Origin of the sequence: Allobosea sp. R86505 (assembly GCF_042466375.1) — a bacterium.
GTDB lineage: Bacteria > Pseudomonadota > Alphaproteobacteria > Rhizobiales > Beijerinckiaceae > Allobosea.
In genome coordinates this window covers 2761059-2780390 of the sequence record NZ_JAXHPY010000001.1, presented here as the reverse complement: position 1 = coordinate 2780390, position 19332 = coordinate 2761059, and the positions used below count along the sequence as shown (strand labels likewise).

The following is a 19332-nucleotide window of genomic DNA, read 5'->3' as shown; positions in this document are numbered from 1 at the left end:
AGGCTGCGATCCTACTGCGCCGGGGTCCAGTTCACGGTCTTGCAGAGCACGCCGATGATGCAGCCGCGCGTCGAGAGACCGTCGGGCTTGACCGTCAGCGTCATCGCAAAGCGGCGGTTGCGCTTGGGATCGAAGGCTTCGCCCTTCAGGCTGTCGGCACCCTCGGGCTTCAGCGTCAGCACCAGCCGGTCGCCGACCTCCTCGCCGCCGCTCGTGTCCTTGATCCAGACATTGGTCGCGCAGATGTTGCTGCCGCAGGGCGCGATGCGCACGCGCGCATTGCCGTCGTCGCGCAACCAGACGCCGCTCGGATCGGCACTGTTGGCCAGCGCCGGCAGCACCGGGGCGATCGACAGGCCAAGGGCGATCAGCATCGTCTTCCGCATCATGGCGTCCTCTCCAATCGTTTCGGTCCCTGAATACGCGGCAGGAGCGCCGCCGGTTTCACGATCACGCGCAATGTGATCCCGCCGGCATCTGGGGGCGTAACCGTCACACAGCAACTCGGAGAGCCACCTTGAAAACCCTCCTGACGGCCTATGCAGCCGCCGCCCTCGCCTTTCTCGCGGTCGATGCGGTCTGGCTCTCGACCATGGCCGATCTGATGTACCGCCCGCTGCTGGGCGATCTTCTGGCCCCGAGCTTCCGGCTCGCGCCCGCCATCCTGTTTTATGTGATCTACATCGCCGGCATCGTCTTCTTCGCGATCCGCCCCGCTTTGGCGACCGGCCGGCTGGCGACGGCGGCGCTGCACGGCGCAGCGCTGGGTTTCGTCGCCTACGGCACCTATGACCTGACCAATCATGCGACGCTGCGTGACTGGCCGGCGATCATCACCGTCGCCGACATGATCTGGGGCACGGTGCTGACGGCGAGCGCCTCAGTCGCGGGCTTTGCCGCTGCCCGGCGCTTTGGCTGAGGCGGCGGTCTCCGCTTCCGCCAGAAGGGTCGAGAAGGAGAGCGCGGTGAAGGCGGTCAGCCCTCCCGCGCTCATCATGTTGAGGCGCAGCAGGGCGGCGTATTGCGCTTCGCTGTAGCGATGGAATGGCGCACCGTAAGCGCCGTGCAGAACGAAATAGGCGAGGAAACACACCCCCACCAGCGGGAAGGCAGCGATCCAGCGCTCATGCGGCCGGAAGATCAGCAGCGCCAGGACCGCACACGGCACGAGGAAGATTTCGACACCCGAGGCGACGCCGAAGACCTTGGCCGAGAGCAGCGTGTTGGCAATCCCGGCGATCGGCAGCATCGCCCGCCCGATCAGCGTGTTCCAGCGCGACAATGCCGGCACCGCCAGGAAGAACGGCGTCGACAGGAAGGTCCAGGCGGTCGGGCCGATCTCGGGCCCGACCGTCCAGTAGACATAGAGCGGATAGAAGGGCTGGTTGGAGGCGACCAGCAGGGCGAAGAAATTCGCCGTGGCGACGCGCGGATCGGGATGATGCGCATAGGCCTTGAGCGCGGCCATGACGTCCTGGAACCGGGCGATGAGGGACATGTTCTGCAGCTTCGTGCGAGGGGCGATGCCGCATCTACGCCCCCCGCGGCGGCTTGGGTCACAGCCTCGGGCGTTGCCTACATCCGGAAGACGCCGAACTTCGTCTCCGGCACCGGCGCGTTGAGGCAGGCCGAGAAGGCCAGCGCCAGCACGCGGCGCGTCTCGGAGGGCAGGATGATGCCGTCGTCCCAGAGCCGCGCCGTCGCATAATAGGGCGAGCCCTCGGCCTCGATCTTGTCGCGGATCGGCTTCTTGAACGCCTCCTCCTCCTCGGCGCTCCAGCTCTTGACGTCCGCCTCGATATTGTCGCGGCGTACCGTCGCCAGCACGCTGGAGGCCTGCTCGTGCCCCATCACCGAGACGCGGGAATTGGGCCAGGAGAACAGGAAGCGCGGCGAATAGGCCCGCCCGCACATGCCGTAATTGCCCGCGCCGAACGAGCCGCCGACCAGCACGGTGATCTTGGGCACCCGTGCCGAGGCGACCGCCGTGACGAGCTTGGCCCCGTCCTTGGCGATGCCGCGGGTCTCGACATCGCGGCCGACCATGAAGCCCGTGATGTTCTGCAGGAACAGCAGCGGGATGCGCCGCTGGCAGCACAGCTCGATGAAATGCGCGCCCTTCAGCGCGCTCTCCGAGAACAGGATGCCGTTGTTGCCGATGATGCCGACGGGGATGCCATGGATGCGGGCGAAGCCGGTGACCAGCGTCGTGCCGTAGAGCTTCTTGAACTCGTCGAATTCCGAGCCATCGACGAGCCGGGCGATGACCTCGCGCATGTCGTACTGCTTCTTGAGATCGGTCGGCACGACGGCCTCGAGCTCGGCGGGATCGTAGAGCGGCTCGACGGCCTCCGCGATGTCGATGTCGGGCCGCTTCACGCTGTTGAGGTTGCCGGCGATGCGCCGCGCGATGGCGAGCGCATGAGTGTCGTCGCCGGCATAATGGTCGGCGACGCCCGAGAGTCGCGCATGGACGTCGGCGCCGCCGAGATCCTCGGCGCTCACCACCTCGCCGGTGGCCGCCTTCACCAGCGGCGGGCCGCCCAGGAAGATCGTGCCCTGCTGCTTGACGATCACCGTTTCGTCCGACATCGCCGGCACATAGGCGCCGCCCGCGGTGCAGGAGCCCATCACCACGGCAATCTGGGGGATCCCCTCCGCCGAGAGCGTCGCCTGGTTGTAGAAGATTCGGCCGAAATGCTCGCGGTCGGGAAAGACCTCGGTCTGGTGCGGCAGGTTCGCTCCCCCTGAATCGACCAGATAGAGGCAGGGCAGCCGGTTCTCGCGCGCGATTTCCTGCGCCCGCAGATGCTTTTTCACCGTCATCGGGTAGTAGGTGCCGCCCTTGATGGTGGCGTCGTTGCACACGACCATCACCTCGCGCCCGGCGACGCGGCCGATGCCGGCGATCATGCCGGCGCCATGCACGTCGCCCTCATACATGCCGAAGGCGGCGAGCGAGCCGATCTCGAGGAAGGGCGAGCCGGGGTCGAGCAGGCGCAGCACGCGCTCCCGCGGCAACAGCTTGCCGCGCGCGACATGGCGCTCGCGCGAGCGCTCGTTGCCCCCGAGCGCCGCGGTGGCGCGCCGCTCCATCAACTCGCCCCGCAGGCCGGACCAGGCTTCGGCATTGGCCCGCGCATCGGCCGAAGCCAGATCGACCTTGCTCTCGATGACCGGCACGGCGCGCTCTCCCAGGCGAAGACATCCTCGCCGGGTTATGGCGCGGACCGCCGCAAACGCCAACCGCCGGGATGCTCACAGGGGATGGTCGGAATCCCCCATGCCCGGCAGCGCCCTAGTCGGCGCTGCGGTTGATCGAGCCCGTCACCGTCGGACCGGCGACGGCGCCGATCGCGCCGCCGGCCACCGCGCCGATCGGACCCAGAACGATGGCGCCCGCGCCCGCCCCTGCGGCGGCGCCGGCAATACGCTTGTCGGTGGTGGTGCAGGCCGCAAGGCTGGCCGCGAGCGCAGCCGCGAGCATGAATCGCGTCATGGCCGTCCGTCTCCTTCGTCCGTTTCCGAAGGGGCAGGATCGCCGGGGATGGTCAACGCGGGGTAAACGCCCCCGGGCGCCACCAGCGGCCTCAGACCGTCGGCCCGAAAATCCGCTCGAACGACGCCCGCAGCGAAACGTCGACATCGTCCATCGTCACGGGGAGCCCGAGATCGACCAGCGAGGTGACGCCGTGCCGGGTGACGCCGCAGGGCACGATCCCGTCGAAATGGCCGAGCTGCGGCTCGACATTGAGCGAGATGCCGTGGAACGAGACCCAGCGGCGCACGCGGATGCCGATGGCGGCGATCTTGTCCTCGGCATCGGCCGCCTTCTCGGGCCGCCGCACCCAGACGCCGACGCGGTCCTCCCGACGCTCGCCCCGGACGTTGAAGGCGTCGAGCGTGGCGATCAGCCAGGCCTCGAGCGCCGCGACGAAGCGCCGGAGATCCGGCTCGCGCCGCTTCAGGTCGAGCATGACATAGGCCACGCGCTGGCCGGGGCCGTGATAGGTGTACTGACCACCGCGCCCGCTGCGATGCACCGGGAATCGCTCCGGCGCGATCAGGTCCTCGTCCTTGGCCGAGGTACCCGCCGTGTAGAGCGGCGGGTGCTCCACGAGCCAGACCCGCTCGGGGGCGAGACCGTCGGCGATCAGCGCGGCGCGATGCTCCATCTCGGCCACGGCCTCGTCATAGCCGACGAGCCCCTCCGCCACGAGCCATTCGACCGGCGGCGAGCCGGCGGCGGGCCAGAACATTTCGGGGAGCGCCTCGCGCGTCTTCACTGCGCATTAACCCTGTTGCGACCAACTTCGGAAGGAAGCGGCGGCGAGCCTCATGCTCCCTGCCGGAGCAACAGGCAAGTTTGGTTGTTCGTATTCTGAAGTAGGGTTCCGGAGGCACGACTTGAAGGCCGATCTCGATCTCGTCCCCGTCGAACTGACGGTCGTGCTGGGTTCCGCGCGGATGCCGATCTACAAGCTGCTGCGGATGGGCCGCGGCGCCATCATCGAGCTCAACGCCAGTGAGACCGACGAGGTCCAGATCCTCGCCAACAACCATCCCTTCGCCAAGGGCATCGTCGTGGTCAGCGGCCAGAAGATCTCCGTCGAGATCACCCAGATGCTGAAGCGCCCGACGGTCTACACGCTCCAGACCGTGGCGGCGGCCTGATCGCCTTTTCCTGCGCATGGCCCTTGTGGCGACGGATTCGATTTGCTAGACCCGCGCCGCTCCGGAGTTCACCGCCACGGCGGGACGCTTCGACGCCGCGGTCATGGCGGAATTGGTAGACGCACTACCTTGAGGTGGTAGCGGGGAGACCCGTGGAGGTTCGAGTCCTCTTGACCGCACCAGATTGGGGCCCAGGCCCGGCGAACGGCGATCCGCGAGGATCGCCGTTCGCGTTTCGGGTCCCGCTCGCCCTTTTCGCCGCAATCGCGCCCTGTTGCATTGCAACGACGCCGGGCCGCTGACACAAGGACGGCAGGCGCCGCGCCGAGTCCGGTTGGGCCGAACCTGTTTCCCGCAGCACGGAGCGCCCCATGACGGACACCGAGAACGCTGCCGTCGAATCGCCCGAGCGCCCGATCCGCGACGAGGACGGCGCGATCGATTCCCGCCTCGTCGAGCAGGTCTCGCAGGCGCTGCTGCTCTCCGACCTGACGACGCTGCGTGCCGTCGTCGCCGACATGCACGAGGCCGATCTCGGCGCGCTGCTCGAGGCGCTCGACGCCGAGGAGCGGACGCGGCTGATCTCGCTGCTCGGCCGCGACTTCGACTTCACCGCGCTGACCGAGGTCGACGATGCGGTCCGCGAGGAAATCCTCGAGACGCTTTCGGCCGAAACGGTCGCAGAAGGCGTGCGCGACCTCGACACCGACGACGCGGTCTACATCCTCGAGGACCTCGACGAGGCCGACAAGCAGGAGGTGCTCGACCGGCTCACCCCGGCCGAGCGCATCGTCCTGCAGCAGGGCCTCGATTATCCCGAAGGCAGCGCCGGCCGGCGCATGCAGAGCGAGATCCTCGCCGTTCCCGCCTTCTGGACGGTCGGCCAGACGATCGACCATCTGCGCCAGACCGAGGATCTGCCCGAGCGCTTCTTCGAGATTCTCGTCGCGGACCCGGCGCATCACTTCGTCGGCTCGGTGCCGCTCGACCGGCTGCTGCGGACGCGGCGCCCGGTCGAAATCGCGACCCTGGTCGAGGAAGACAGCCGGGTGGTCAAGGCGACCGACGACATCGAGGACGTGGCGCGCCTGTTCCAGCGCTACAACCTGATCGCCGTTCCGGTCATCGACGAGGCCTCGCGGCTGGTCGGCGTCATCACCGTCGACGACATCGTCGACGTGATCGAGGAGGCGGCCGACGACGACGTCAAGCAGCTCGGCGGCGTCAACGCCGACGAGGAACTCTCGGACCCGGTGCGCCAGATCGCGCGCAGCCGCTTCAGCTGGCTTTTCGTCAACCTCTTCACATCCTTCCTCGCGGCGGCGGTGATGAGCCTGTTCGAGGCACAGCTCTCCCAGGTCGTGGCGCTCGCCATCCTGGCGCCGGTGGTTGCGAGCCAGGGCGGCAATGCCGCGACGCAGACGATGACGGTCGCCGTGCGCGCGCTGGCGACGCAGCAGCTCGGCGGCTGGAACCTGCGCCGCTTCTTCACCCGCGAGATGATCGTCGGGCTGATCAACGGCGTCGGCTTCGCGCTGATCACCGGCCTCGTCGCGGCGCTCTGGTTCGGCAGCCAGGGGCTCGGCGTCGTCATCGCCATCGCCATGGTGGTCAACCTGCTGGCGGCGGCCATGGCCGGGGTCCTGATCCCCGTCCTGCTCAACCGCTACGCGATCGACCCCGCCGTCGCCTCCGGAACTTTCGTCACGACGGTGACCGATGTGGTCGGCTTCTTCTCGTTCCTGGGCATCGCGGCGATCTGGCTCGCCCATGCCTGAGCGCGACCCGGATCGTTAGCGTAAACGGCCCGTCAAGCTTTCTCCTCAATCTTGCGGCACATGGATCCTCGCCGCATGACCCCATTCAAGCCCGCATTCCTCCTCGCCACCGCCGCGCTGGTCGTGCTCGGCGGCTGCGTCGCCATGGAGGGGCATTATCCGGCCAAGGGCGATGCGCGCCCCCATCCGGGCGTCGCGGCAGCCCATCGCTACCCGATCCACGGCATCGACATCTCGCGCTGGCAGGGCGACATCGACTGGACGGCCGTGAAGGGCGCCGGTACCCGCTTCGTCTTCATGAAAGCGACGGAAGGCGGCGACCACATCGACCCCGCCTTCCAGCGCAACTGGGAGGGCGCGCGCCGCGCCGGCATTCCCCGCGGCGCCTACCACTTCGTCTACTGGTGCCGCCCGGCGCATGAGCAGGCGCTCTGGTTCAAGCAGCACATCCCCAACGATCCCGACGCGCTGCCGCCTGTGCTCGACGTCGAATGGAACGGGCATTCGAGAAGCTGCCCGAAGAAGATCGACCGCAACCTGGCGCTGGAGAAGATCCAGCTGATGCTGACCGAGCTCGAGCAGCTCACCGGCAAGAAGCCGATCATCTACACCGACATCACCTTCCACAAGGACGTGCTGGAAGGCCAGTTCGACGACTATCCCTACTGGATCCGCTCGACCGCGGCCCTGCCCGAGACGCGCTACGTCAACCGGCCCTGGGAGTTCTGGCAGTTCACCACGACGGGCCGCGTCCCCGGCATCAAGGGCGACGTCGACCGCAACGCCTTCTTCGGCAACGAGGACGAATTCGTCGGCTGGCGGACCGGCGCGTACGACATCGGCACGCGCCAGTGGAAGCGGCAGCGCCCGGTCCCGCCGCAGCCGAGCCCGGGCCCCGAGCGGCCACCCGCGCCCTCGCCCGCCATCGCCGCGATCCCGGGTGCCGTCTCGCCCGTCTCCTCGGCCTTCGAGCCGGTCGACGACGGAGTCGCCGACGACGAGTGACCTGCCGCGCCCCTCGCCGGTTAACCAAAGCTGAAACAAGCGCAGCGCATTCGATCCAGTTCTAACCGGCCCTTAACCACGGCCTCGCCATCTCGGAGGGCGAGCCAGGAGAAGGAGCAGCCGGTGCGATCGACGATGTGGAAGCGGGTGGCCCTCCCGGCCGTCCTTGCCGGCCTGTTCGCCGTCCTCACCGGGCCCGCCGAGGCTCTCTATCCCAAGAAGGGCGATGCCTCCCCGCATCACGGCGTCCGCGACGCCCGCCGCCAGTCGATCCAGGGCATCGACGTCTCGCGCTGGCAGGGCGAGATCGACTGGGAGAAGGTCAAGGACGCCGGCACCCGCTTCGTCTTCATGAAGGCGACCGAAGGCGGCGACCATCTCGATCCGAACTTCCGGCGGAACTGGGCCGGCGCCAGGAAGGCCGGCATCGCGCGCAGCGCCTATCACTTCGTCTGGTGGTGCCGCCCGGCCCGCGAGCAAGTGCGCTGGTTCAAGCGCCACATTCCGCGCGATCCCGACGCCCTGCCCCCCGTCCTCGACGTCGAGTGGCAGCACGGCTCGCAATGCAATCGCAAGGTCTCACGCGATGACGCGCTGGACAAGATCCGCATCATGCTCGCCGCCCTGCACGAGCACACCGGCAAGAAGCCGATCATCTACACCGACATCAACTTCCACGAGGACATCCTCGAGGGCGAGTTCAACGACTACCCCTATTGGCTGCGCTCGACGGCGGCGCCGCTGAAGCATCGCTACAAGCGCGAGCAATGGGAGTTCTGGCAGTTCACCACCACGGGCCGCGTCCCTGGCATCACCGGCGACGTCGACCGCAACGCCTTCTTCGGCAGCGAGCGCGAATTCGCCGCCTGGCGCGAAGGCCGCTTCGACATCGGGACGCGGCGCTGGCGCGGCGGAGAGCCGAAGGTCGCCGGCCGCAAGCCGCCCGCGGCCGCGGCCGGCTCGCGCGCCCCGCAGGCCGCCGGTGGTACGCCGCTGCGACTGCCACCCGCCCGCATCCCGCAGCGCACGGCCAGCGTCGACTGATCCGGCAACCCGGCGTCGCACCGTCATCGAACCGTCATCGAGCGGGCGCAGGCCTCGTGCTGTCCCTCGCACGCAATGTCCCGTTTCGATCATGAGCCTCAACGCCGCCCGCCCCGACGCGCAGTCCAGCCTCGGCATCATCTGGGCCTACCGCTTCGATCCCGAGGGCGTGCCGACCCTGATCGAGCGGAGCTCCGTCCCGGAGGTGACCCCGGACACCGGCTTCGTCTGGATCCATCTCGATCTCGTCCACAGCCGCGCCAAGGACTGGATCACCCAGCAGCCCTGGCTGCCGGCGGCAGCCGAGGACATGTTCGTCTCGCCCGAGAGTCATCAGCGGCTGGACCACTCCTCCGGTCTCGTATGGGGCGTCTCCCACGACCTCGTCCGCGACGTCGCCGCCGATTCCGACATGGTCGGGCCGCTCTACTGGATCGTCGGCGAGCGCCTGCTGCTGACCGGCCGGCGCGAAGCCCTGCAGTCGATCCGCCTCGCCGCCGACGCGCTCAGCCGCGGTGAGACCGTGGAGAGCCCGGTTCTGCTCTTCGAACTGATCATCGAATACATCATCGACGACGTCGCCCGGGCGGTGGTGCGGCTGATGGACGAGACCGACGATGTCGAGGACCATGTTCTGGCGGATCGCTTCGACGACGCGCCCGCCCGCGTCGGTGCGGTCCGGCGCATGGCGGTGCGCCTGCACCGCCAGCTCGGCGGCCTGCACCTGCTGTTCCGCCGCTTCTCGGAGACCAATTCGGGACGCAAATCGCCCGACGAGGTCAAGGCCGCCGCCGCGCGCCTGCTCCAGCGCATCGACGGGCTGCACCACGACGTCCAGTCGGTGCAGGACCGCGCCCGCCTGCTGCAGGACGAGATGTCCGCCCGCACGGCCAGCCAGACCAACCGCCAGCTCTACGTCCTGTCGATCCTGACGGCGCTGTTCATGCCGGCGACCTTCATCACCGGCCTGTTCGGCATCAATGTGAAGGGCCTGCCCTGGATGGAGAACGATCTCGGCGCGCTCTTCGTGGCGCTGACCTGCCTGTCCGCCGCCGGGCTCACGCTGATCCTGCTGCGCCGCCGGGGGGTGATCGGCGGCTGACGGGCACCCACGCCCCCCGCATCGATGCCCAACCCGCTACGCGCGCCCGCGCGCTGACTTGGGCGCCAGCCGCGCTATAAGTCGGGAAACGCCGGGCGCCGTCGCCGCGCCGGCCCCTCGGGAGGTCCACCATGCTCGCCAATGCGCCCCGCCCCTTCAATTTCGACCTCGGCGAGACCGCCGACGCTATCCGCGACACCGTCCACGCCTTCGCGCAGGAGAAGATCGCCCCACGCGCCCAGGAGATCGACCAGACGAACCAGTTCCCGCGCGATCTCTGGCCGCAGATGGGCGCGCTCGGCCTGCACGGCATCACGGTGAAGGAGGAGGATGGCGGCGCGGGGCTGGGCTATCTCGAGCATGTCGTGGCGATCGAGGAGGTCTCGCGCGCCTCGGCCTCGGTCGGCTTGTCCTACGGTGCCCACAGCAATCTCTGCGTCAACCAGATCGCCCGCAACGGCAACGCCGCGCAGAAGGCGAAATACCTGCCCAAGCTGATCTCGGGCGAGCATGTCGGGGCGCTCGCCATGTCCGAGCCCGGCGCCGGCTCCGACGTCGTCTCGATGAAGACCAGGGCGGTGAAGCAAGGCGACCGCTACGTCATCACCGGCAACAAGATGTGGATCACCAACGGGCCGATCGCCGAGACGCTGGTGGTCTACGCCAAGACCGATCCCGAGGCCGGATCGAAGGGCATCACCGCCTTCCTGATCGAGAAGGGCATGAAGGGCTTCTCGACCCATCAGAAGCTCGACAAGCTCGGCATGCGCGGCTCCGACACCTGCGAACTCGTCTTCGAGGATTGCGAGGTGCCCGAGGAGAACGTGCTGGGCAGCGTCGGGCGTGGCGTCAACGTGCTGATGTCGGGGCTCGACTATGAGCGTGTCGTGCTGGCGGCCGGGCCGCTCGGCATCATGCAGGCGGCGCTCGACGTGGTCATGCCCTATGTCCATGAGCGCAAGCAGTTCGGCCAGGCCATCGGCGAGTTCCAGCTCGTCCAGGGCAAGATCGCCGACATGTATGTGATGATGAACGCCTGCAAGGCTTATGTGTATTCCGTCGCCAAGGCCTGCGACCGCGGCGAGACGACCCGCGAGGACGCCGCCGGCGCCATCCTGATCGCGGCCGAGAAGGCGACCCAGATCGCGCTCGACGCCATCCAGCTGCTCGGCGGCAATGGCTACATCAACGACTACCCGACCGGGCGCCTGCTGCGTGACGCCAAGCTCTACGAGATCGGCGCCGGCACGAGCGAGATTCGGCGGATGCTGATCGGGCGGGAGCTGTTCCAGAAGACGAAGTAGGGACGAAGCCGCGAGGAAGGCGAAAGGCGCGGGGAACCCCTCTCCTGTAAGGAGAGGGGCAGGGGTGAGGTGTCGGCCCCTGGACACCGCTGCCGTAACCTCACCGCGGCCTGCCCCGCGCCTGACTGGTCCTACGGCCTACACCTCACCCTGCCCTCTCCTTACAGGAGAGGGTTCCGCGTCGCGGTTCCGGAGCGCGTCTGAATGCCCCTCTACTTCGCATACGGCCTCAACATGGACCCTGCCGGCATGGCGCAGCGCTGCCCGCGCTCGAAGCCGCTCGGGCTGGCCCGCCTGCCGCGCCACCGCTTCCTCGTGACCACGGATGGCTACGCGTCCGTCGTCCGCGACCCGCGCGAGGAGGTGCATGGCGTGCTCTGGGATTGCGCGCTCGGCGACATCCGCACGCTCGACAAGTTCGAGGACCTCGCCAGCGGGCTCTATGTCAAGATCAGCCAGCCGGTGATCGTGCCCGGCGGGGCCAAGCGCGCTCTGGTCTATATCGGCCGCTCGGGCGATCCCGGCCGGCCCAAGCCGGGCTATATGGAAACCGTCATCGCCGCGGCGAAACACTGGGCCTTGCCAGAGAGTTATGTAGCCGGCTTGAATCGCTTTCTGAGCAAGCCGAATCTGGATGTGAAGACGCTGGTTCCGGATGCGAGCGAACTGCCGCCGGGCCCGGTCGCTGGTGTCAGGCCGCGCGCGCTGGCGCCGAAATAGAGCCTCGCCCTATTTCCACAGCAGCGCCGCGAGCCGGACCGCGATCACCAGCAGGAAGCCGGCGATGATCGTCCCGACGATGCGGTGACGCTTCGCCCGGTCGGGAAACTGCCGGTTGAACAGGCGGCCCAGCGGCTTGCGGAACAGGAAGGCGACGACCAGCAGGACGACGACGACATTGACCGGGCTCACGGGGTCGCCTTCGCAGCCGGATCGCCGGGCTCGGCGGCGTCGAAGGGCGCGCCGGCCTTCTTCCAGGCGCCGAAGCCGCCCGCGACATGCGCCACGGGCTTCAGCCCCATCTCCTGAGCCGCCTTGGCCGCCAGCGCCGAGCGCCAGCCGCCGGCGCAGAAGAAGACGAAGCGCTTGTCCTGCTGGAAGACCGGCTTGGCATAGGGGCTCTCGGGATCGATCCAGAACTCGAGCATGCCGCGCGGGCAGTGGAAGGCGCCGGGCATCCGCCCTTCCCGCTCCAGTTCGCGCGGATCGCGCAGATCGACGAAGACGACGTCGTCGCGCCCGAGCAGCGCCTGTGCGTCGGCAACGCCCAGCGTCTCGATCACGGCCTCGGCTTCCGCCAGCAGCGCCTTGTAGCCCTTGGTGATGGTCTGCGGCACGGCCGGCCTCCCTCTCGAACGGGCGGCACCGTGGCCATTGCCGCCGCCGGCGTCAATCGCGCCTTGCCGCGCCAGCGCCCGCGCCGCACTGTGCGCGCCGGAGATGGCCATGATCGGATTCGGAACCCTCGACATCATCGGTGCCGCCTTCTTCGCGGCGGCGTGGATCGGCTACCATTTCGCCGTGGAGATGGGCCCGCATGCCGGCAAGAGCCTGAACATGCGGATGAACCTGCGCCGCGCCCGCTGGATTCGCGAATCGATGGGGCGCGACAACCGCATCGTCGACACGCAGATCATGAACGGCCTGCAGAACGGCACGGCCTTCTTCGCCTCGACCTCGCTGATCGCAATCGGCGGCACGCTGACCCTGCTGCAATCGACCGACCGCGTCGTCGCGCTGTTCTCGGACCTGCCCTTCGGCGGGGTGCCGACGCGCGCCGTCTGGGAGCTGAAGGTCATCGGGCTCGCCCTGATCTTCGGCTACGCCTTCTTCAAGTTCGCGTGGAGCTACCGGCTGTTCAACTACTGCGTCATCCTGCTGGGCTCGCTGCCTCCGGCCAAGAACCATGATCCGGAGGATGCGCAGCGCGCCGTCCACGAGACGATCGAGATGAACATCGCCGGTGGGCGCCACTTCAACCGCGGCCAGCGCGCCTTCTTCTTCGCGCTCGCCTATATGGGCTGGTTCCTCGGGCCCACGACCTTCATCCTCTTCACCGGCGCCGTGCTGATCGCGATGTACCGGCGCCAATTCGCCTCCGATGCCGCCCGCGTCTTCCGCTATCCCGATATGACGCAGGCCAAGTCCGAGCCATGAAGAAACCCGAACCATGACGAAACCCGACGAGAGCGAGCTGGAAGCCACGCTGCTGGCGCTGACGGCGCAGCGCGGCGAAGGCCGCACGATCTGCCCCTCGGAAGCCGCGCGCGCGCTCGGCGGCGACCATCCCGACGGCTGGGGCCCGCTGATGCAGCCGATCCGCCGCACCGCGGTGCGGCTGATGAAGGAGGGCAAGCTCGTCATCACCCGCAAGGGCCGCCCGGTCGATCCCGACGATTTCCGCGGCGTCTACCGGCTTCGGCTCCCGGAGGGCGAGTAGCCCCTCACGGCCCCGGAAACAGCGCGTCGGTATAGCCGGCAAGGCGATAGGCGACGAGCCCGACCCACTCCTTGAAGCCGTCATCGGCGATCATCAGCCCGCGCGGCGCGCGCCCCGAGACGCGCACGAATTCTGAGGCCTGCTCCTCGGTCAGGTAGTCGACCGGAAAGGCCTCCACCGCGAAGCCCGCCTTTCTGAACACGCCCATCGAGCGCGGCATGTGCCAGGCCGAGGTCACCAAGAGCCAGCGCTCGCCGGGCTTCGGATCGACCAGCTGCCTGGTGAAGAGCGCATTCTCTCTTGTGTTGCGGGACTTGTCCTCGAGCAGGATCCGCTCGCGCGGCAGGCCGAGCCCCTCGAACAGCACGCTCGCGCCGTCCGATTCGGTCTTGGTCACCGGCGAGATCAGATTGGCGGCGCCGCCGGTGAAGACGATCTTCGCCTGCGGATGCAGGCGCGCGAGCTCGACCGCCTTGGTCATCCGCGCCGCGGCGCTGGTCAGCACCACGTCGCCGCGGGCGACGCCGATCGCCCCGCCCAGGATGATGATCCCTGTGACGGGCCCCTTCTCGGCCGGCTGCTGCGGGAAGCGGTTCTCCAGCGGCCACATCACCAGCCGCGGCAGCGGGCTGAATGCCATCAGCGCCAGAAAGCACAGCGACACCACGCCGAGCCAGCGCGCCGCCCTCGCGAAGCGGGTGAAGGCGAGCAGCGCCGCCAGCAGCGCCAGCAGAATGGAGAGGTTCACCGGCGACAGGACGAACCAGACCACCTTGGAGAGAACGAAGAACATGGGCGGCCTTCGGGCTGCGGCGTTGACGTGCTTCTAGCCGGCGAAAGCTGACGGCGCGTGAACGCCGCTCAGCGGATGATCTGCGGCGGCTGGGAGGGGCGGCGCGCCGGCGCCTGCGGACGGGAGGCGCGCTCCAGTTCCAGCACCCGGGCCGCCACCTCGCGCAGCTCGCAGCCGGCCTGCCGACCGGGCTGGAGGGCCTCGCGCTGGGTCGCGGCATAGAAGGCGCATTTCTGCGCGACATAGCCTTCCCAGGACATCTGCAGCGCTACGAGGCGGCTGCGCTGGCCGGCATCGAGCGGCCGCCCGCTCTGCTGCACGGCCAGGACCAGCTTCTCGCGCCAGACCGCTTCCTCGCGCCGGGCACAGCCGGCCTCCGCCGCCCGCCGGTCGCCCGTTGCCGTAACGACGCAAGCCACAGCGATGGAGCCGATGCAGGCGGGCGCGGCCCCGCTATTGGTCCGCAGGCAGGAGGCGAGCCGGGCCCGGTCGGCCGCCAGCGTGGGGCCGGTCTGGGCGGCGGCGGGCGCGGCCGCGCAGAGGATGAGGCCGAGGGCGAGACCAATCGAGCGCATGGCGGCCATTGTGCCCGCGACCGCGCCGCGATCAAGCCACCCGCCGGTCACCTTCATGCGACCGGCAGCACGAGCGCCGGCGCGGCCGCCGGGCGCGCGGCCAGTATCTTGTACCAGCGCTCGACCTGCGGCCGCGCGATCCGCTCGACCGGCATGTTCAGCCAGCGATGTGCCCCGCAGCCGACGACGATATCGGCCATGCCGAAGCGCTCGCCGCCGAGGAAGCTGCGGTCCGTGAGATGCTGGTCGAGGATCGACATCAGCGCCTCGGCCTTGGCGACGCCGGCCGCGACCGTTTCGGGAGCGGTGTATTCGGGCACCTTGCGCACCAGCCCCCACAGCACCGGCATCAGCGCCGGCTGCAGGGCGGACTGCATCCAGTCGAGCCAGCGATCGGCATCGGCCCGGCGCGCCGGGTCCTCCTCCCAGATCCAGCCCGCGCCGTAGCGCGCGGCGAGATAGCGCACGATGCTGTTGGACTCCCAGATGCAGACGTCGCCGTCTTCCAGCACCGGGATCTGGGCATTGGGGTTCTTCGCCAGGAACATCGGCTCGCGCAGCCCGCCGAACGGCCCGCCGCAATCGATCCGCTCGAAGCTCTGCCCGACCTCGCCGGCCGCCCAGACGACCTTCTGGACATTGATGGAGCTGATCCGCCCCCAGATCGTCAGCATGTCAGATGGTCTCCGTCTCGCGTGTGGCCGCAGCTTGCTCACACAGCGTCATTCCGGACAAGCCGCGCCAGCGGCGCTGCTCCGGCATCCACCGGCGGGCTTGTCTGGGACGGCAGCGCTCTGCGACGGATTCCGGGTCTTCGCTGCGCTCGCCCGGAATGACGGCGCCGGAGCGCACGGACGCGAGCGTCGCTGCGACCCGCCTCAGGCGAATTCCATGATCACCGCGTCGACCGCCAGCGAATCGCCCTCCTTCGCCAGGATCTTGGCGACGGTGGCGTCCTTCTCGGCGCGCAGCACATTCTCCATCTTCATGGCCTCGACCATGCACAGCGCCTCGCCGGCCTTGACCTCCTGGCCCACAGTGACCGAGATCGCCTTGACCACGCCCGGCATCGGGCAGAGCAGCACCTTGCCGGTATCGGCCGCGACCTTCACCGGCATCAGCGCGGCGAGTTCCGCCTCGCGCGGCGTGCGCACCACGGCATCCGCATAGGCGCCGGCATGGCCGAGCGCGAAACCGTTCGCAATCGGGCGGATCTGCGCGGCGATGGCGATGCCGTCGAGCGTTCCCTGCCAGACCGGCTGACCCGGCCGCCACTCGCTCGCGACCGTGACGCTGCGGGCACCGAAATCGATGACGACCGCCCCGCCCTGCTCGCCGACCTGCCCCTCGAAGCGCTCAGCCCCGATCAGCACGACGCGCGTCCGGTCGAAGGCGACGCGGCGCCAGCCCTCCATCTGCGCGCTGACCGCGCGCTTGCGCTGGTTGAGCTTGTGGTCGCAGGCGATCGCGATCGCCGCCAGGCGCAGCGCGATCTCGCCCTCGGGCGCCGGCAGGGAAAAGCCCTCGGGAAACTCCTCGGCGATGAAGCCGGTCGAGAGATTGCCGGCGATCCAGCGCGGATGGTGCATCAGCGCCGAGACGAAGGGGATGTTGTGACGGATGCCGTCGATGGCGAAGGCATCGAGCGCGCGCCCCTGCGCCGCGATCGCTGCCTCGCGCGTCGGCGCATGGGTGACGAGCTTGGCGATCATCGGGTCGTAATAGATCGAGATCTCGCCGCCCTCGTAGACGCCGGTGTCGTTGCGCACGACCGCGTCGCCGTCGGGCCCCTCGACCGGCGGGCGATAGGTCACCAGCCGTCCCGTCGAGGGCAGGAAGTTGCGCGTCGGATCCTCGGCATAGACGCGGCTCTCGACTGCCCAGCCGTTCAGCTTCACCTCGGCCTGGCTGAGCCGCAGCTTCTCGCCATAGGCGACGCGGATCATCTCCTCGACGAGGTCGATCCCGGTGATCATCTCCGTCACCGGGTGCTCGACCTGAAGCCGGGTGTTCATCTCGAGGAAGAAGAAGGACCTGTCCTGGCCGGCGACGAACTCGACCGTGCCGGCGGAATCGTAGTTCACCGCCTTGGCGAGCGCGACCGCTTGCTCGCCCATCTTGCGGCGCGTCGCCTCGTCCAGCAGCGGCGACGGCGCCTCCTCGACGACCTTCTGGTTGCGCCGCTGGATCGAGCATTCGCGCTCGCCGAGATAGATGACGTTGCCGTGCTTGTCGCCCAGCACCTGGATCTCGATATGGCGGGGATCGACGATGAACTTCTCGACGAAGACGCGGTCGTCGCCGAAGGAGGACGCGGCTTCCGACTTGGCGCGGGCGAAGCCCTCCGCCACCTCTCCGGCCGAATGGGCGATGCGCATGCCCTTGCCGCCGCCGCCGGCGGACGCCTTGATCATCACGGGATAGCCGATCTCGTCGGCAATGGTGACGGCATGCTCGGGGCTCTCGATGATGCCGAGAAAGCCCGGCACCGTCGAAACATTCGCCGCGGCCGCCGCCTTCTTGGATTCGATCTTGTCGCCCATCGCCGCGATCGCGCCGGGATTGGGGCCGATGAAGACGAGGCCGTTATCCTTCAACGCCTGAGCGAAGGCCTCGCGCTCGGACAGGAAACCATAGCCGGGATGGACGGCTTCAGCACCGGTCTGCTTGCAGGCCGCGATGATCTTCTCGATCACGAGATAGGACTGGGCGGCGGGGGCCGAGCCGATATGCACGGCCTCGTCGGCGATCTCGACATGAAGCGCGTCGCGGTCCGCATCCGAATAGACCGCGACCGTCTTGATGCCCATGCGCCGCGCCGTCTTGATGACTCGGCAGGCGATCTCGCCGCGGTTCGCGATCAGGATCTTCGAGAACATGCGTGGCGCCTCCCCCGGCCGTCGACGAGTCCAGGGCATGCCGGGGTCCGATGCTCCGAACCGGTTTCCTGCAGCATGCCCTCGCGCCCAGTTAGAGCATGTCCGGCAAAACCGGCTACCGGTTTTTCGCACAGCCCCGAAGCACGAAACCCGGACCGGTGAGCCATGCGGCACGCCGATCCGGGTCTCGGATGTAGGGGACACCGCCCCCGCCGTCCACCAATGCGAAAGTCGGTGTCGGGCGGGTGTGAAGCGACGGGCTCAGCTCGCCAGCAGCACGCGCTCGGGCCAGGCCGGCATCGCCTTGGCATGGCCCTTGTCGAGGGCGAAGCCGATCAGGGCCTCGTCGCAGCGCTCGGCCTCGCGCACGATCTCGAAGGCGATGCGCCGGGCGGTGGCGGTCGGACCCTCGCCGGCCGAGAGCGTCGTCACCAGCCAATGCGCCTTGTCGCGGTCGATCACGCCGGTCGGGCGGTTCTGCCAGACGGCGAAGTCGACGACGACCGCGATCAGAACGTCCCCGAAGGCCTCGCAGCGCTGGGGCACCGCCCGATCCAGCGCCACGAGGACATCGATGACGTCGCGGGTCAGGATGCAGTCCGCCAAGATGTCACGCTGAAGAACAGCGACGTCCTCGTCAGTGATCGTCAGACGATCCATCACCTGGTCGACGAATTCGCGAAGCTCATGACCCATCATTGTTCGACCCCTGTCCGGCGTTGTTTTTTGCCGGTCCGTTCCTGTTGTAGGAACACCATGGATCGATACCCGCCAGCAGGTGGTTAACAGCCAAACCTGAACGTGCGTTCAGGTTAAACGGCTCTGAGCGGATGTGGTTGCGGGGATGTTACTGGACGGTGGCGCATCCGGCACTGACGGCCATGTAGAGCCGTCAGTCTCGGGCGAGGCGAAGCGCAGATCCGGGACTCTCGCGGTGGGAACGCGGGTTTCCGAGGTGCTCGGGTCAAGCCCGAGCATGGCGGCCTAAGTCAGACCGGCTCACCGACAGCCGCGGCTTCTGGAAGCCCCAGCACGCCCGGCAGGTCGGTCGAGCGGTCGAGCACATGCCGCGCGCCGAGCGCGACCAGCGTCGCCACCGGCTGGAAGCCCCAGGACACCGCAACGGGGATCACGCCGGCCGCCACAGCCATCTCGATGTCGAACGAGGCGTCGCCGACCATCGCAGTGCGCGAGGGCTGCGCACCGGTCTCCTGCATCGCCCGCAGGATCATGCCCGGATGCGGCTTGGAGGGCGCATCATCGGCGGTCTGGATCGTGGCGAAAAGGCCCTGCCAGCCATGCCGCTCGACGATGTACTCGGCGCCGCGCCGGGATTTGCCGGTGGCGATGCCGAGCTGGACGCCCGGCATCCCCGCCAGCGCGGCCAGCGTCTCGGAGACCCCGGGGAAGAGCGGCTCGTCGAGCGCGGCATCGGCCTGCGCCTGCAGCCGCATCGCCCCGAACACCTCCTTGTAGGTCGCCGCCAGCGCCGCATCGGGGGCGTGCAGCCCGCCCAGCCGCATCAGCGCGATGTCGAGCGTCAGCCCGACCACGCCGAGCCCCGCCTCGCGGCCGGGATGGGCGAGCCCGTGCCGCGCGAAGGTCTCGTGCTGCGCGGCGAGCAGGATCGCCTCGGAGTTGATCAGAGTGCCGTCGAGGTCGAAGAGGATGAGGTCCATGGCGGCGCTGTAGCCCGGATCGCGCGCGCGATCCACCGGCGCCGACGCCGCCCTGCCCC

At 68.6% G+C, this 19332-nt stretch carries 23 protein-coding genes and 1 tRNA gene; 11 read left to right on the top strand and 13 right to left on the bottom strand.

Translation table 11 applies throughout. The features are described 5' to 3' along the window. Window positions 1-11: 11 nt before the first annotated feature. Window positions 12-389 carry a DUF2147 domain-containing protein gene (locus SJY11_RS13485; RefSeq protein ID WP_267522350.1) on the bottom strand — a complete coding sequence of 126 codons (378 nt, stop codon included), beginning with the start codon at window positions 387-389 and terminating at the stop codon, window positions 12-14. A 128-nt stretch (window positions 390-517) separates the two neighbouring features. On the opposite strand from SJY11_RS13485, the gene SJY11_RS13480 reads away from it, so the two are divergent. Then, on the top strand, window positions 518-919 hold the full coding sequence (locus SJY11_RS13480) for a DUF2177 family protein (RefSeq protein WP_376987107.1): 402 nt from the start codon (window positions 518-520) through the stop codon (window positions 917-919). Here the strand turns inward: SJY11_RS13480 and SJY11_RS13475 are convergent. From SJY11_RS13475 to lipB, 4 genes are all read right to left on the bottom strand, one after another. Continuing rightward, on the bottom strand, window positions 881-1498 hold the full coding sequence (locus SJY11_RS13475) for a hypothetical protein (protein WP_376987106.1): 618 nt from the start codon (window positions 1496-1498) through the stop codon (window positions 881-883). The genes SJY11_RS13480 and SJY11_RS13475 overlap by 39 nt on opposite strands. 77 nt (window positions 1499-1575) lie before the next feature. Then, window positions 1576-3183 (bottom strand): carboxyl transferase domain-containing protein, encoded by a 1608-nt coding sequence (locus SJY11_RS13470; RefSeq protein WP_376987105.1) that lies wholly within the window; start codon window positions 3181-3183, stop codon window positions 1576-1578. Window positions 3184-3298: 115 nt separating this feature from the next. Beyond that, window positions 3299-3499 (bottom strand): hypothetical protein, encoded by a 201-nt coding sequence (locus SJY11_RS13465; RefSeq protein WP_069055499.1) that lies wholly within the window; start codon window positions 3497-3499, stop codon window positions 3299-3301. A gap of 91 nt (window positions 3500-3590) precedes the next feature. After that, window positions 3591-4259 carry a lipoyl(octanoyl) transferase LipB gene (lipB, locus tag SJY11_RS13460; RefSeq protein ID WP_376987104.1) on the bottom strand — a complete coding sequence of 223 codons (669 nt, stop codon included), beginning with the start codon at window positions 4257-4259 and terminating at the stop codon, window positions 3591-3593. Between the two features lie 148 nt (window positions 4260-4407). Between lipB and SJY11_RS13455 the strand changes: the two genes are divergently transcribed. From SJY11_RS13455 to SJY11_RS13420, 8 genes are all read left to right on the top strand, one after another. Next, a complete protein-coding gene (locus SJY11_RS13455; RefSeq protein WP_069055500.1) occupies window positions 4408-4674 on the top strand; it encodes a FliM/FliN family flagellar motor switch protein in 267 nt (88 codons plus the stop codon). A 97-nt stretch (window positions 4675-4771) separates the two neighbouring features. Then, window positions 4772-4856, top strand: a tRNA-Leu gene (locus tag SJY11_RS13450). Window positions 4857-5045: 189 nt separating this feature from the next. Then, window positions 5046-6452 (top strand): magnesium transporter, encoded by a 1407-nt coding sequence (gene mgtE / locus SJY11_RS13445; protein WP_376987103.1) that lies wholly within the window; start codon window positions 5046-5048, stop codon window positions 6450-6452. 75 nt (window positions 6453-6527) lie between these two features. Continuing rightward, the gene (locus SJY11_RS13440) at window positions 6528-7457 is read left to right on the top strand and encodes a glycoside hydrolase family 25 protein (protein ID WP_376987102.1); all 930 of its coding nucleotides are present in this window, start codon (window positions 6528-6530) and stop codon (window positions 7455-7457) included. 123 nt (window positions 7458-7580) lie between these two features. Next, window positions 7581-8501, top strand: a complete 921-nt coding sequence (locus tag SJY11_RS13435) for a glycoside hydrolase family 25 protein (protein ID WP_376987101.1) — start codon at window positions 7581-7583, stop codon at window positions 8499-8501. Window positions 8502-8592: 91 nt separating this feature from the next. Beyond that, window positions 8593-9603, top strand: a complete 1011-nt coding sequence (locus SJY11_RS13430) for a CorA family divalent cation transporter (protein ID WP_376987100.1) — start codon at window positions 8593-8595, stop codon at window positions 9601-9603. A gap of 131 nt (window positions 9604-9734) precedes the next feature. Beyond that, entirely contained in the window at window positions 9735-10907 is a 1173-nt protein-coding gene (locus SJY11_RS13425) for an isovaleryl-CoA dehydrogenase (RefSeq protein WP_376987099.1), read from the top strand. Between the two features lie 204 nt (window positions 10908-11111). After that, on the top strand, window positions 11112-11627 hold the full coding sequence (locus tag SJY11_RS13420; protein WP_376987098.1) for a gamma-glutamylcyclotransferase family protein: 516 nt from the start codon (window positions 11112-11114) through the stop codon (window positions 11625-11627). A 9-nt stretch (window positions 11628-11636) separates the two neighbouring features. Here the strand turns inward: SJY11_RS13420 and SJY11_RS13415 are convergent, their stop codons facing one another. Both SJY11_RS13415 and SJY11_RS13410 read right to left on the bottom strand, forming a co-directional pair. After that, the gene (locus SJY11_RS13415; protein ID WP_376987097.1) at window positions 11637-11819 is read right to left on the bottom strand and encodes a hypothetical protein; all 183 of its coding nucleotides are present in this window, start codon (window positions 11817-11819) and stop codon (window positions 11637-11639) included. Then, on the bottom strand, window positions 11816-12244 hold the full coding sequence (locus SJY11_RS13410) for a rhodanese-like domain-containing protein (RefSeq protein WP_376987096.1): 429 nt from the start codon (window positions 12242-12244) through the stop codon (window positions 11816-11818). The genes SJY11_RS13415 and SJY11_RS13410 overlap by 4 nt, the downstream gene beginning before the upstream one ends. A 109-nt stretch (window positions 12245-12353) precedes the next feature. On the opposite strand from SJY11_RS13410, the gene SJY11_RS13405 reads away from it, so the two are divergent. After that, window positions 12354-13064, top strand: coding sequence for a DUF599 domain-containing protein (locus SJY11_RS13405; protein WP_376987095.1), 711 nt, complete (start codon window positions 12354-12356; stop codon window positions 13062-13064). A 13-nt stretch (window positions 13065-13077) separates the two neighbouring features. After that, window positions 13078-13347 (top strand): DUF3253 domain-containing protein, encoded by a 270-nt coding sequence (locus tag SJY11_RS13400; RefSeq protein WP_326905530.1) that lies wholly within the window; start codon window positions 13078-13080, stop codon window positions 13345-13347. 4 nt (window positions 13348-13351) lie between these two features. Here SJY11_RS13400 and SJY11_RS13395 read toward each other — a convergent pair whose 3' ends face one another. The 6 genes from SJY11_RS13395 to SJY11_RS13370 form a co-directional block, all read right to left on the bottom strand. After that, entirely contained in the window at window positions 13352-14140 is a 789-nt protein-coding gene (locus SJY11_RS13395; RefSeq protein ID WP_376987094.1) for a YdcF family protein, read from the bottom strand. 68 nt (window positions 14141-14208) lie between these two features. Continuing rightward, complete coding sequence (locus tag SJY11_RS13390; RefSeq protein WP_376987093.1) at window positions 14209-14715, bottom strand: hypothetical protein; 507 nt, start codon at window positions 14713-14715, stop codon at window positions 14209-14211. A gap of 53 nt (window positions 14716-14768) precedes the next feature. Then, a complete protein-coding gene (locus SJY11_RS13385) occupies window positions 14769-15389 on the bottom strand; it encodes a glutathione S-transferase family protein (protein ID WP_376987091.1) in 621 nt (206 codons plus the stop codon). Between the two features lie 204 nt (window positions 15390-15593). Beyond that, window positions 15594-17594, bottom strand: a complete 2001-nt coding sequence (locus tag SJY11_RS13380; RefSeq protein ID WP_376987090.1) for an acetyl-CoA carboxylase biotin carboxylase subunit — start codon at window positions 17592-17594, stop codon at window positions 15594-15596. Between the two features lie 261 nt (window positions 17595-17855). Then, entirely contained in the window at window positions 17856-18293 is a 438-nt protein-coding gene (locus SJY11_RS13375; protein ID WP_376987089.1) for a hypothetical protein, read from the bottom strand. Between the two features lie 290 nt (window positions 18294-18583). Beyond that, the gene (locus SJY11_RS13370; RefSeq protein WP_376987087.1) at window positions 18584-19309 is read right to left on the bottom strand and encodes an HAD-IA family hydrolase; all 726 of its coding nucleotides are present in this window, start codon (window positions 19307-19309) and stop codon (window positions 18584-18586) included. Between the last annotated feature and the right edge of the window lie 23 nt (window positions 19310-19332).